12 protein-coding genes and 1 pseudogene are annotated in these 12,565 nt (G+C 62.3%); 3 read left to right on the top strand and 10 right to left on the bottom strand.

What is annotated here, in order from left to right:
- From DQ230_RS16240 to DQ230_RS16230, 3 genes are all read right to left on the bottom strand, one after another.
- Window positions 1–616 (bottom strand): cytochrome P460 family protein (locus tag DQ230_RS16240; protein WP_162497485.1); only part of this gene is annotated, 616 nt, incomplete at its 3' end.
- A 423-nt stretch (window positions 617–1,039) separates the two neighbouring features.
- Complete coding sequence (locus tag DQ230_RS16235; protein WP_162497484.1) at window positions 1,040–2,716, bottom strand: ShlB/FhaC/HecB family hemolysin secretion/activation protein; 1,677 nt, start codon at window positions 2,714–2,716, stop codon at window positions 1,040–1,042.
- Window positions 2,713–4,005, bottom strand: coding sequence for a serine hydrolase domain-containing protein (locus DQ230_RS16230; RefSeq protein WP_108693607.1), 1,293 nt, complete (start codon window positions 4,003–4,005; stop codon window positions 2,713–2,715). The genes DQ230_RS16235 and DQ230_RS16230 overlap by 4 nt, the downstream gene beginning before the upstream one ends.
- A 155-nt stretch (window positions 4,006–4,160) precedes the next feature.
- Between DQ230_RS16230 and DQ230_RS16225 the strand changes: the two genes are divergently transcribed.
- Window positions 4,161–6,893 (top strand): AAA family ATPase, encoded by a 2,733-nt coding sequence (locus DQ230_RS16225; RefSeq protein WP_113913620.1) that lies wholly within the window; start codon window positions 4,161–4,163, stop codon window positions 6,891–6,893.
- 333 nt (window positions 6,894–7,226) lie between these two features.
- On the opposite strand, the gene DQ230_RS16220 is transcribed toward DQ230_RS16225, so the two are convergent.
- The 4 genes from DQ230_RS16220 to DQ230_RS16205 form a co-directional block, all read right to left on the bottom strand.
- On the bottom strand, window positions 7,227–7,487 hold the full coding sequence (locus DQ230_RS16220; protein WP_108693600.1) for a response regulator: 261 nt from the start codon (window positions 7,485–7,487) through the stop codon (window positions 7,227–7,229).
- Between the two features lie 251 nt (window positions 7,488–7,738).
- Window positions 7,739–8,566, bottom strand: a complete 828-nt coding sequence (locus DQ230_RS16215; RefSeq protein WP_108693606.1) for a VOC family protein — start codon at window positions 8,564–8,566, stop codon at window positions 7,739–7,741.
- Window positions 8,567–8,628: 62 nt separating this feature from the next.
- On the bottom strand, window positions 8,629–9,072 hold the full coding sequence (locus DQ230_RS16210; RefSeq protein WP_108693599.1) for a DoxX family protein: 444 nt from the start codon (window positions 9,070–9,072) through the stop codon (window positions 8,629–8,631).
- A 27-nt stretch (window positions 9,073–9,099) separates the two neighbouring features.
- Complete coding sequence (locus DQ230_RS16205) at window positions 9,100–9,678, bottom strand: NADPH-dependent F420 reductase (protein WP_108693598.1); 579 nt, start codon at window positions 9,676–9,678, stop codon at window positions 9,100–9,102.
- Between the two features lie 127 nt (window positions 9,679–9,805).
- Here DQ230_RS16205 and DQ230_RS16200 point away from each other — a divergent pair, with 127 nt between their 5' ends.
- Window positions 9,806–10,702 carry a LysR family transcriptional regulator gene (locus DQ230_RS16200; RefSeq protein WP_113913619.1) on the top strand — a complete coding sequence of 299 codons (897 nt, stop codon included), beginning with the start codon at window positions 9,806–9,808 and terminating at the stop codon, window positions 10,700–10,702.
- A 128-nt stretch (window positions 10,703–10,830) separates the two neighbouring features.
- Here DQ230_RS16200 and DQ230_RS17545 read toward each other — a convergent pair.
- Together DQ230_RS17545 and DQ230_RS16190 are read right to left on the bottom strand one after the other, a co-directional pair.
- Window positions 10,831–10,900, bottom strand: a pseudogene (locus DQ230_RS17545) (transposase); the annotation flags it as partial.
- A gap of 51 nt (window positions 10,901–10,951) precedes the next feature.
- Window positions 10,952–11,413 carry a hypothetical protein gene (locus DQ230_RS16190; RefSeq protein ID WP_238987572.1) on the bottom strand — a complete coding sequence of 154 codons (462 nt, stop codon included), beginning with the start codon at window positions 11,411–11,413 and terminating at the stop codon, window positions 10,952–10,954.
- 293 nt (window positions 11,414–11,706) lie between these two features.
- Between DQ230_RS16190 and repC the strand changes: the two genes are divergently transcribed.
- Entirely contained in the window at window positions 11,707–12,021 is a 315-nt protein-coding gene (gene repC, locus DQ230_RS16180; protein ID WP_238987573.1) for a replication initiation protein RepC, read from the top strand.
- A 343-nt stretch (window positions 12,022–12,364) separates the two neighbouring features.
- Here repC and DQ230_RS16175 read toward each other — a convergent pair.
- The coding region (locus DQ230_RS16175; RefSeq protein WP_203228112.1) for a transposase at window positions 12,365–12,565 on the bottom strand (201 nt) is incomplete at its 5' end.

Here is a 12,565-nt window from a genome sequence, read left to right as displayed (position 1 = left end):
GCTCCTCCGCCGCCGAGGCATGGCAGCGCATGCACAGGCCATCGGCGGCCTGCCCCGAGGCGGGCGCATAGGGCGCCGCGAAATCATCCACCTGCCCCGCCGCATCCACCGAGGCAAAGAACCAGCCTCCATAGGACAGCGCGCTGTCCTTGACCATGACGGTCCAGTTCAGCCCGCCGGTCCGGTGGAGGAAGTCGATCATCTGCGCCTCGACCTCTGCCGGGTCATCGGGGTGCAGATATTCCAGCGTGTCGCGGTAGGTGGTGTAGCGGGCGGCGGGGGGTGTGGCCATCTCCTTGACCACCATCGCGCCGTCGGGGATGTCGCCCTGCCTGCCGCCCTCCAGCCAGTCGATCACCTGCGGGCCGTAATAGATCCGCACCGCGGGGTGAATGCCGTAGGAGGTGCCCATGACAAACGGCCCGGTATCGCGCCACCGCTTGTCCCGGACCCATCCCAGGTCAGCAAACCGGCGCTGCGCCACAAAGGGGTACAGCTGCGCCTGATAGTCCAGCAGCGGCAAGGACGACGGCAGCGGCAGCGCCCGCTCCTGCGCCGTGACGCCCATCCCGGCAAGGCAGGCAAAAAGGGCGGCGGCGGTCAGGTGAAAACGCATGGTCAAAATCCGATTGGTATGAAGGTCTAAAGGACATGCAGCCGACATGCGGACGCGATTATGGCGGGCGGCGCCAATCCGGCCTGCGGCATGGCCCGCCCTCTGTCGGCACAGAGAGGCACGCGCGGCAGTGGTGCGCTGTCCAGTCTGTAATGGGATAGGGTCTCGCTCATTTGCCTATGTCCTTGGCTGGCGTGCGTGGGTGGCGCGGACAGTTCTTGCTGTTATGTTACGCATTCCTAGGGTCGAACCAAGCGGCGTATCGTTCAATATTGGTATAACTCGCGCTCTGGAAAGGCGTTCTGCTCATACCTGCACGAAGCTGTCATGGCGATTCAGCGTTGGTTGCGGACCTTGCACAATCGAAGGAATCGAGAAGCATGGCCAAACCTTCGACCTGCGGCAATCGCGCCTTTTCCCCAATCAGAACGGCATTGCCAGCTGAAAAATCAGCTTGCCCCCCGGATCGTCCACTATGTCGGAATGGGTCCAGGGAAGCGCGCCGATAACCTGAAAATCCAGCCGTTCCCCAATCGTCCCGCCAAGGCCCACCCCATAGGAGCCAAGATGCATGCGCCCGGGTACGTCGTTAGACCAGACCGCGCCGTAATCCACGAAGGCCGAGGTCGAAAGTGTGGGCAGCAATGCCAGCCCGGTATCGATCTCGTGGCTCACCTGAGCCGAAACTGCCGCACCTTTGTCGCCCGAGATGGTGCCGCTGTCGAAGGCCCAGCCATACGTTTCGCCGCCGACGCCGAACTGCACAGCGCCCGGCAGGGACCGGCCAGAGTATTGACCGCGCGCCCGCAGCGTCATGCTCGTCGTCTCGCTGAGGCCCTTTGTGTAGTCCAGTTCGGCGCTAACAAAGCGGAAGTCGCCCGGCACCGTGCCCATATCGATATCCGAGGCCGTGCCAAGATTCACTGCCCCCTCAAGGTTGATCTCGGATGTCTCAAAGCTCTGGCTATATTGCAGTGAAAGCGTCGCCCAGCGGGTCCGGCTGCGGACGGCGGCACTGCTGGATATGTCCACATCATCGTTGCGGACTGTCAGTTCAGCCTGCCCCCAGAGCGACCGGTCCAGCGTGCGCAGAAACGGATAGGACAGAAACGCCGTGCCCATGGCTGATGTCACGTCTATATCCGGCGCACCAGCGCCGCCTTTGGGGTGTTGGCGCAGGTAAACAAAGCTGTAGCCCGCGCTCAGCCCGCTAGATCCGATCGGATAGCTTTGCATCATCTGCACCAGTGACATCCGGTCCGGGTGTTGCGGTGTGATGACGCCGGTCAGGTTGGTCGTCTCGAACCTGCGCAGGGCATCGTTGAAGGTCACCCCACTGGCCATTTGTATTGGGCCAACGGAGTCGGAGCCCAAATTGTCGAGCCCGATCATTCCTTCGCTGCGATTTTGTGCGATCTCCAGTCGCAGCAGCCCGCCGCCCGTGGCGCCTTCGGGGCGCACAAAAGTGCCTTCAATCAAAAGTCCGGCAAGGTCACTCATCAACAACAGCTCGCGCTCGGCGGCCTTTACCCGTATCGGGTGCATATTCAGGATGCGTTGCAGGTAGGGGGCCAGCCGGGTTTCGATGCCGGGGATATCACTCTCGATCTCGATGCGGTCGACATAGCCTTCAAACACCTGTAGCCGAATCCGCCCGTCGGCATAATCCTGCACCGGCACCACTGTCTTGGAAAAATAACCGGCGGCGAGATAGGCCGCGTCAACGGCGTCTGCCGTGCGGTAAAGATCGGCCAGCGTAATCTCGGCGCCGACCCGGCCCTGCCAGATCGGTGTCAATGCCGACAACGGTAGGGTCTGAGCGCCATCGACGCGCAGCGATCGCAGCTGGAAACGAATGCTTTTGGCGCGATCAAAGTCGATCCTGTCGCGCTCATCCTCCACGCCTATGGCGACCCTGCCCACCTCGGGCGGCGGCGCATAGCGTTGCAGGATCACGGTCTGCCCGGACAAGATGCGATCCACATCCGGCAAGTCCTGCGCAAAGCCCGGCCCCGCGACAAAGGCGCCAAGCAGCGCGAGAGCGCCGAGGTGGTGTGTTGAGGAGCGGCTGGGGCGGAACAGCACTGTCAGCGCGCTCACTCTGCCGGGGCCGTCGGTGTCATCGAGAACGGATGCCCAAGCGCAACTGACAGCGCCTCGAACACACGACTGGCGGGCGAGCTGCACGCAAGGTCGCCGGGGTTATCCGGCAGCACGTCCTCATCCCCGCAATCGCCCGAGGGGATATCGCTGTTGGCCTGTACGACTACGGTCGTATCCGTCGTCGTGTCGTAGAACACCGTCGTGTTGTAGCCCGGCAGTTCGCCGGTGTGGCCGATCCAGCCGTTAACGCATCCCAAGGCTATGCCATAGCCCGCTGGCTCGGGGAAGGATCGCAGGCGTTCTTGCTGTGCTTCAGCGCCCAATAGATCCTTGCCTGTGCCCAAGGCACGGCCATAAACCAGCAAGTCGTCGAGGGTCGAGATCATGCCGCCTGCTGTCCACCCCCAAGACGGATCCCAATGGGTCGCATTCGAGGGGGCTGTCGGCGTGGCAGCATCGCCCTGCAGGGTAAATCCCTGCGGATAAGGGTCCGGTAGCATGGCCGCGCCGTCAGGACCGGTGGTTTCTGTCAGGCCCAGAGGATCCAGGATCATCGAGGAAAAGACAGCGTCGATATCTTGCCCGGCCACCTGTTCGATCACCATTCCCAGCAGCACGGTATTGGTGTTCGAATAATTAAACTTCGCCCCCGGTGCAAAGATCGGCGAGCCGGGGAAGGCAAAATCAAGCAGGTCCTGCGGCGTATAGTGCAAGCTGGGATCGGCGAAGAACTGATCCAGGAACGGATCCGCCTGAGTATAGCTCAGCAGGCCGCTGGTCATGTTGGCGAGATGGCGCAGGGTAATGATGTCGCCGTTTGGAACGCCGGGCACATATTGGTCAATTGTATCGTCCAGCGATAGCTTGCCCGCCTCGGCCAGCTGCAACAGGGCGGTGCCGGTAAAGGTTTTGGTGACCGACCCGATGCGCGTGTGCATGCCGGCTGTCATCGCCGCGCCGGTTTCGGGGTCCGCTACCCCCCACGCGCCGCTCCACCGGCCGCCCGGTGTTACAACGCCCGCAATGATCCCCGGCGCCGCGGCCCCGTCCAGCGCGCCGCGGGCCGCCGCATCAAGCGCGCGCGCCAGTGCCTCGGGCAGCGGCGTGTCGGGCGGTGTGATGGTCGCGCGGGCCGTCACGGCGCCTGGGTCCGCCACGCAGGATTGCGGCGCCTGATCCTGAGCCTGTGCTGTAACGGGGGCAGCGAAAGCAAGCGCCATGGCGCAGGTCAGCAGGCCGGGCCGAAACCGGCGGGCCGCTCTGTGGTGCATTTCTATCGCTGTCATGTGCCTGTTCCTCGTCTGCTGTGCATTTGCTGCTTAAATTTCTTTGAGAGCGATTGTTGCTTATTTCTGATTGCAAACAAAGACGTATAGGGTTCAATATCGGTATAATTCGCGCGCTACGGCCTGCGGTAGCAAGTGTGAAGGCCCCATAAGACATGATTTCGGAAGATATCAAGCTAGACCTGAGTGAAAGCATTTTGCTGTGCGGCCCGGCGCAGATGCGTCTGCGCCCCAAGACGCTGTCGGTTCTGATGGCACTGGTCGAGCAACAGGGCGAGGTGGTCAGCACGGCCGATTTGCGGCGCATTATATGGGGCAACGGCCACGGCAACGAGGCGGGGCCAAAACAATGCATCCGCGAATTGCGCCGGATGCTGGACGATACCGCCAGCGACACCGGGTTGATCGAGACAGTGGGCCGCCGGGGTTACCGGCTGACACGTCCGATCCCGCTGACCGGTGCGTCGCCGCAGGATCTTGTGGCGGCGGCGCCTGTGCTCTGCCTCGGGCGGGAGGCCGAGTTGGACGCTCTGGGCCAAAGCGCCGCCGCGGCCAAACGGGGCCGGCGGGCCGTGGCGCTGATTTCGGGGGAGGCCGGGGCAGGCAAGACACGCCTTCTGGAGGCATTCGAGGCGGGTCTGCCCCAGCACCCGCCGCTGTGGATCGCGCGGACGCAGGCCATAGCGCATCCCGGCGCGCGCGAACCCTACGGGTTGCTGATGGACGTGTTGACGCAGCTCATGGCCGGGCCAGAGGGCGCCACGCTGGCGCGTCTTCTGCCGCGGATCGCTCCCTCCTGGGTGCGCCAGCCCCCCGGTCGCAGCGCGCAGGCGGGCCCCTTGGACCGCCCGCGCGGCGACACAATGCTGCGGGAGTTTTCGGAACTGATGGAGCGGCTGACCCGTGCCCGCCCCGGACTTCTGGTGCTGGAGGATCTGCACTGGGCCGACCCCAGCACGCTGGCCTGGCTGGCGGCGTGGGGGCTGAAACAACGCACGCCCGCCAGGTTGCTGGTTCTGGGCAGCTACCGCGATGACGAGCTGGACCGCGCCGGAACGCTTGCGACGACACTGGGCCAGCTCAGTCGGCAGCCCGATTGCAGGCTCGTCACCCTTGGCGGGCTGGATGCAGCGGCAGTGGCCGGATGCCTTGCCGAGCGGTTCCCCGGTAACAGCTTTCCCGATGATCTGGCGCAGGCCCTCGCCCACCGGACCGAAGGGCATGCGATGCTGGTGGATGCGGCGGCGGACTTCTGGCAGGCGCAGGGCCTTGTGCGGCGCGACGCGGCCGGCTGGCACCTGTCCGCCACACCCCAGAGGCTGGTCACAGCGATCGCCCCCAGCGTCCGCACTCTGATCGAAACCGAACGCACTAGCCGCCTGCTGGCCGGGGAGCGCGGCTTGCTCGAAGCCGCCAGCGTGGCAGGGCCGGCATTTTGCGCCATCGACCTGGCCGACGACCGCGACGGGGTAGAGGCGGCAGAGCGGCAGCTGGAGCACCTCGCGCGGAACCGGCGGTTCATTACCCGTGACGGCCTTTGCCATCGGCCCGGCGGCACGGTGGCCACACGCTATGCCTTTCGGCACGCGCTGCATCACGAAGCGCTCTACGACGGGATGCCGGCCGCGAACAGGCAAGGCACGCATCAAAGGGTCGGCCTGCGACTGGAGCTCAGCCACGGGGACGCGGCGGGCGACATCGCACCGTTGCTGGCTGATCATTTTGAACGCGGCGCCGACTGGCCGCGCGCCGCACATTATCGCGTTCTGTCAGGGCAGCGTGCGCATGCGCGCGGCGCCATCGCCGATGCTGTCGGGCAGTTCCGCAGCGCACTGGATCTGCACGCCCGCGGCAGCGGGACCGGCACGGCAAAGCCCGAGGCGGGCCGCGCGACCGAACTTGACGCCCTGCTGGGGTTAGGGGCAGCGCTCATTGTGTCGGACGGGTTCACTGGCGACGCGCTGCCCCAGGTTTACCGCCGCGCGGGCCATCTGGCTGCCGAGGTCGGCGATCCCGCCACGACGATCCCGGTTCTAGCCGGGCTGTGGAACGATCACCTGACGCGGGCGGAACTGACTCGCGCCGAAGATCTTGCGCTGGCGTTGCAAGCGCTCGCGGGGCACGCACCGCCCCATATGGCGATGGTCGCCCATAATGCCGTCGGACAGACCCGTTTTTTCACCGGTGCCCTGCCGGCCTGCGCCGCGGAAATCGCCGCCGTGCTTGAGATCGCGCCGCGCCACGCCCAGCAGGACGGCAATCCGCTGTTCGGTGAGGATCCGGAGGTGGTCTGCCGCCAATATGCGGCCTGTGTCGCCGAACTGACCGGCGCCCCGCAAGAGGCCGAGCGACACCTGACCGCCGGCACTACGCGCGCCGACCTGTTGGGCGCAGCCTTTGGACGGGCGCAGATGCTATGGTGCGGGGCGGTCTGCGCCCGTCTTCGTGGCGATATCGGGGAGACCCGCGACCGGGCCGAAGCGTTGGTTGCCCTGTGCCAGGCCAAGGCGGTGCCGGTCTGGGGCGACGCGGGCGAAATGCTGGCGGGCTGGGCGCAGGCGATGTCCGGCGACGCAGCAGGCGCCGCGCGGATTGCGCGCGGCCTTGCGGCCTTTGATGCAGCGGGCGTCAGGATCACGCTGCCCTTCGGCCATGGGCTGGCGGCCGAGGCTGCGGCAAAGATGGGCGATCCGGTCGCCGGAATGCGTGCCTTGCGCCGCGCCTTCGCGCTGGTCCGCGCCACTGGCGAGCGCTGGTATCTGGCCGACCTTTACCGCCTGCGCGCCGGGCTGGCCCAAAAGGCCGGCCGCCGCGACATTGCGCGCCGCGCGCGCGCCCATGCCAACGCCGTGGCGCGAACGCAGGGAAGGATCGAATTGGCCACGTGAGAACGACGGTGCGAACGGCGGCCACGCATTATCAACAGAACATGAACACCTGCCGCGCCGCTATGACGATATAGGGTAAACCCAGAAATTTGAGTTGTTTGCCTGACGTCAGCATTCGCCGGACAGATTCGAGGATTTGAATAAGCGGACCCTGAGGGGCAGGTCAGCTTGAACTGTGCAAGTGTAGCGAAGGGCGGCTAAGAAAACTAAATTGAAGCTATCCGAGCGCCTGCAGAGCCTCTTCAAGCCGACGTGCTGGCAACGGTTTGGAAAGAACAGTTTGCGGCTTCGTCGCTGCGATTCGCTCCAGCTTAACTTGGTCTGTTGTTCCCGTTACGAAAATGACTTTGATGTCTGGGCATCTCTGCATCTCTCACGAATTATCTCGACAATCTCACAGCCGTTGCCACCGGGACCGAGGTCCATGTCAGTGACAATTGCATCCGGGCAAAGGTCGGCGAATTTTCGTTCGGCTTGTGCGACGGACCCGACGACCGAAAGTACAGTAAAGCCCGCGTCCTCGCATCGTTCTTGGATATCAATCGCAATCAACGGTTCATCTTCGACAATGACGACTGTTTTGGCTTTGCTCATAAATTCTCTCCTCTGAAATATATCCTTTCTTTCCCTTGAAGCTTAACTACAGATCAGGTGCTCTGGTTCCCGGTATCCTGAGCGGTTGGTCCGCAATGCTGTCACCTCCGTACGGCGAAGACCTATAATGTTCCGCACCCGCCGCCCTTTGGTTGGTCATCGGTCTTCTGGACCGGCTGCCAGTTCTCGACCCTTTTTCCATTCACAAGCATGGTTTGTCTCCTTATTAACTCTCAGGCTCGCAATACGCGTCACTGCGCCAGCGCAAAGGCCGTGCCCCAGGGATCGGCAAAGCGGTCGCCCCCAAGGCGATGCGTGATCGCCTCACGCGCCAAGGGGTCGACGCCAAGTGTGATTTCGCCCAAGCCCGCGTCAGACGTGTCCCGCGTCCCGGCCTTGGGGCTGTTCCAGATATTGCCGGCGAGCTGGTGGTGGTAGCCGCCACTGCCGTAGAAGCTCGCGCCCGGATACGACGCGGCGATGTCAAAGCCGAGGGCATCTCGGTAGAAGCGATCCGCCTCTTTCGTGTCGCCGACCTGCAAGTGAACGTGGCCGATGATGCCGCCTTTCGGGAAACCGGCCCAAATCCGACCTTGCGCTGTGCGTATCAGATCCTTGAGGTCCAACGGGTCCGTGGCCATGCGGATATCGCCGGCGCTATCGCGCCACTGGCTTGGCGGTCTGTCGACATAAACCTCGATGCCATTGCCTTCGGGATCGGCCAGATAGAGCGCTTCGCTGACGATGTGATCCGATGCGCCCTGCAGCCGCACGTCCGTTTCGGCCACATGGCCAAGCCAGCGGGCCAGATCGCCGCGCGAGGGCAGCAGGAAGGCGGTGTGAAACAGCCCTGCCTGTTTGGGATCGCGTGGGCGCAACGCCGGGTCGCCCTCAAGATGGAGCAGCGGTGTTTCTTCGGTGCCCAGTGTGACGCTGCTTCCGGCCTCTGCCAGCGGCACCAGCCCCAGAACGTCCCGGTAGAAGGATGAAACGGCATCGACATCCCGCACCCTGAGCCGAACGGTATCGATGCGGATCGGCGCGGCATTCATATCGAACTTTTCGGTTGAATTGGTCATCGTGAAACCCCTTTGCGGAAGCGTGCGGGGCTGATTGCCCCGCACCATGAGGACGGATCGGATCAGGTCCGGCTGCGCTTGAGTGCATAGGCGCCGTCGCCCAGTAGGGCCTGCACGACCAGTGTGATCGCCCAAAAAGCTGGATACTCCCAGCCGCCGCCTTCATTTGAGAAGAAGAAGCCGGCCGCGCCATGCGGCGCGTAGATCGATCCAAGCAGGACCGGCACCAGCGCGAGCGACACCCAGCGGGTCCAGACGCCGAGGATCAGCGCGACGCCGCCGGCAAGCTCCACCGCCATCACGAGATAGGCAAGCGCACCCGGAAAGCCGAGGCTTTCGAAGAAGGCGGCTGTCCCCGCCGGCGTGAAGATCGCCAGTTTCAGCCAGCCATGGGCGATGAACAGTATCCCCAGAGATACGCGCAGGATCGTGGTTGCCAGATCGGCATTTGCCACGCCAGAGATCACCGACGATTGAGGTTTGTTATGATGGTTCGCGTTGGACATTTTTTTTCCTTTGTTCAGATTGTTGGGTCAGGCGGAAAACTGCCAGCGCGGCGCGATCTCGGTGCCTTTTCCGAGCACATAGCCGAACTGGATATTCAGGAAGCCAAGCGGCTCGAGCTGCCGGGCAGTGGACAGGGGGCCGGCATCGACCGGGTCGAACCCGGCCTCTGCGGCCAGCGTTTTGACGGTGTCGCGCGCCGTCTCGTTGTCGGCGGCGACAAAGGTCTGCAACGGTTGACCGGCCAGCTTGATATCCCCGGCATAGTGCTGGGCGAAGATCGTGTTGAAAGCCTTCACGACGGATGCCCCCGGAACCAGCGCGGCGATTGCCTCGGCGGCCGACGTGGTGGTGCCGAGTTGCAGGGCCGAGAAATCCTCGGTGACGGGGTTGGACACATCGATGACGATCTTGCCGGTGAAGTCTGCCTGATTGGCGATTTCGGCAGCCGACCCATAGGGTGTCGCGAGGATGACGATGTCGGCCTCATTCACGGCGTTTGCCACATCGTCGGCGCGACCATAGGTCCCGACCTCATGTTTTGTTTTGCTCAGGACATTTGCCAGACCGGATCCGACATTGCCGTTCCCAATGATTGCGATTTTCATGACTTGCTCCTTTCAGTGCGCGCTTTCACGCGCTGTTTGATCTGTCAGGAAGATGCACCTTGCCATCAATCAATGAAATGACGACTATAGAGAATGACTATCCGCAAAATGTACTAAGTGATTTGCCTTGGACATCGTCGACGAACTCCGGGCTTTCGTGGCCACCGCGCAGACTGGCTCGTTCACTGCGGCTGCCCGTCAACTCGGCGTGTCGAACCGACTGACCTCCAAATATGTGGCCGAGCTCGAGCATCGCCTTGGCGTGCGACTGCTTCAGCGGACGACAAGAAAGGTGGGGCTGACGCCGGCGGGTGAGGACCTGATTGCGCGGGCGCCCGCGCTCCTTGATGATCTCGATGACCTGCTCGGCAGCGTTGCCGAAGGATCGCGCGGCCTGACCGGCGTCATTCGCATTTCAGCTCCTGTGACGTTCGGCGAAGTTTACGTTACGGGGATGCTGGCACGGTTTGCCCGGCAAAACCCGGCTCTTACGCTCGATTTGCGGCTCGATGACCGCTATGTCGATCTGGCCAGCGACGGCATCGACCTGGCTTTTCGCATTGGCCGGTCCGAGATGATGTCGCTCAAAACGCTCAGGCTTGGCACCTTCAGCAGCCTTCTGGTGGCCAGCCCGGACTATATCCGAGCACACGGGAAGCCCGCCTCGCCCGAAGAACTCGCCAACCATTCCTGTGTTGTGGACACCAACCGGCGGGTTCCGCACAGATGGGTCTTCGAAAGAAATGGCGCCGAGACAGTTGTTCAGATCCGGGGGCGTTTTCAGGTCAACTCGGCGCGCGCTGCCATGGATCTGGCCGTCGGCGGCATAGGAATCGCCAACATTCCGCGGTTTGCCTTGCGCGACACCATCGAGACCGGGGCGCTGGTCCCCCTGCTGGAGGAATTCAGAGGCGACAGCGGTCCTGTCAGCGTGGTCTATCTGGAAGGTCGGGTCCTGCCACGCAAGATCCGCGCACTGATCGACTTCGCCGCTGAAGATATCCGGTCTACGGCGATCCTCTAAAGTATCGAGCCTTTAACTTGATCCATATCCTGCTTCGCAGACGTAATTCCAGCTTGCCTGTGGTGTGAACAGATCGGGGACTTCCGCGAGTGCGTCGAACATCTGGTCGAATGTTTTGGCCCCGATCCGTCGCAGCTGCGCTTTGAGTTTCGAGAACGCCATTTCGATTGGGTTCAAGTCGGGCGAGTACGGCGGCAGACTGTCAATCGCACCAAAACCAAGCCAGTGCCTATCATCAACGCCGACGGCTCAGTTTGTGAAGGCATCGATAAGGTTAATGACGGAGAGGATCTTTCTGGTGTCGCGATCAACCCTATAGGCCCGGTTGCCCTCGCGATAATAGCGCCAATCGTCACGCGGTTCTAGATTTAGCCTACGGGGATCGCGAATAACCACGTAATCACCGATGCGAAGGACGTCCCCGATTCTGGAGCCGTAGTGATCATAGGACTTGCGTGCCTGCCCCGGCGGCACACAGGGCGGGTTCTTTTTTGCAAGTCCCGGCGGGCAATGTCCTGCAAATCCGTTGTGGTGATCGCCGCGCGCCTTGCCCTTGCCGTGCCCAGGGTCTGCTGATGCAGGCACGGCGGCCATCGATACGGCTGCAATCGCCACTACGGTCAGTGTTCGAGAAAATCTCATAGCTCGCTCCGCTTCAAGTGTTATCGAATAGATAGTGTTGAGCGCGGCAGAAGTCAGCACAACGAACATCACCAGGCCATAATGCGGCAGAAACGGCGAGCTTCCGCCGGCCTCGTTGCCACCTGCGAACAACGAAAGGCTGGGTCGATAAGCCTGCCCGGCCCGGCCTTGAGCTAAGTCAGTTTAGCATTCGGCATGATGCGGGCTGAGCTGGACCGTGGCGCTCGCGGCCTTAGTTGCTTATCTCGGTACAGTGCTGGAGCCGAAACCCAATAGCTTGTCCGGTGCAATCATCGCGCTTCTTGCGTTGTTTCTGCCCGGCTTTGCGCAAGAACCGGACCGCGCTCGATCTGCCGACAATCATGCAGACGTGCCCCGAGTTCGCGTCTCGGGCGCGCAACACGGGCGGGTTTTTCAAGGATTGGGGTGATCTGCATCGGTTTGCCGACCAACTTATGCTGATGGTCGGAATTTCGGAGCATGCCTGGAACGTGGCGCAGGAGCCAATGGGCACACAGGTGGCAACGGTGGCGTTTGCGCTCGTGTTCGAAAAGCATGGACGGGTGAGGTTGCTTCGCCGGGCGGATATCTGCGCGGCGTGGTCGAGAAGGCGGGGGCAAAAGATCTGCACCTCGAATGCTACTTCTATTGCAGACTTGGCCGTAAGGCAACGTTAGGCTTCAAGATTGAAAAATGCACCGTGTTCATAGTTGTAGGCGGGTCTTCAGGAATATTTCTACCGATTTCTTAAAATCAACAAGTAATTGATAAAAAACATTTATATCACCTTAGGGGCGAGATGCTGCCGAAATGCGTCGCCGATCTTGGATGGCGAACCGAATTTGCTGTGCAAAATCAATGCCCTCGGCAGACCTGACGGCATTGGTTCCCTTGTTGAGTGCCCGATGGTCTTTAACAGACTGCTGAATAAGTCGGGGTTGAAGGACGCTATTCTTGCCGCCACGGTTTGAAGCTGGTTTTTTCGCGGCTGCGGACCCCGCGTCCGGTTTGACCCCTTCGTCAGGTGGCAAGGAGTTTCGGTAGTCTGGCCAGATTGCAGGCTGCCATGGTCATCGTGAATTGGGCGCGGACCCTGTCGAGGCCGCGATGAACAGTCTGGGCCATGCCGCCCACAGTTTTGGCCCAGCCGAAGGGTTCCTCGATCTTCTTCCGGCGCCGCTGTGACAAGGCATAACCGGGATGCTGGGTGGTTCGCCCGTC

Origin of the sequence: Roseovarius dicentrarchi (assembly GCF_003316635.1) — a bacterium.
Lineage (GTDB): Bacteria > Pseudomonadota > Alphaproteobacteria > Rhodobacterales > Rhodobacteraceae > Roseovarius > Roseovarius dicentrarchi.
Note: the sequence above shows the minus strand (reverse complement) of the source record. Positions and strands in the feature narration are given on the sequence as shown.

Coding starts and splice junctions, on each gene's coding strand:
- DQ230_RS16230 (WP_108693607.1), bottom strand. CDS start 4,005: ATGACAGCGATAGAAATGCACCACAGAGCGGCCCGCCGGTTTCGGCCC.
- DQ230_RS16225 (WP_113913620.1), top strand. CDS start 4,161: ATGATTTCGGAAGATATCAAGCTAGACCTGAGTGAAAGCATTTTGCTG.
- DQ230_RS16220 (WP_108693600.1), bottom strand. CDS start 7,487: ATGAGCAAAGCCAAAACAGTCGTCATTGTCGAAGATGAACCGTTGATT.
- DQ230_RS16215 (WP_108693606.1), bottom strand. CDS start 8,566: ATGACCAATTCAACCGAAAAGTTCGATATGAATGCCGCGCCGATCCGC.
- DQ230_RS16210 (WP_108693599.1), bottom strand. CDS start 9,072: ATGTCCAACGCGAACCATCATAACAAACCTCAATCGTCGGTGATCTCT.
- DQ230_RS16205 (WP_108693598.1), bottom strand. CDS start 9,678: ATGAAAATCGCAATCATTGGGAACGGCAATGTCGGATCCGGTCTGGCA.
- DQ230_RS16190 (WP_238987572.1), bottom strand. CDS start 11,413: ATGTTCGTTGTGCTGACTTCTGCCGCGCTCAACACTATCTATTCGATA.
- repC (WP_238987573.1), top strand. CDS start 11,707: ATGCAGACGTGCCCCGAGTTCGCGTCTCGGGCGCGCAACACGGGCGGG.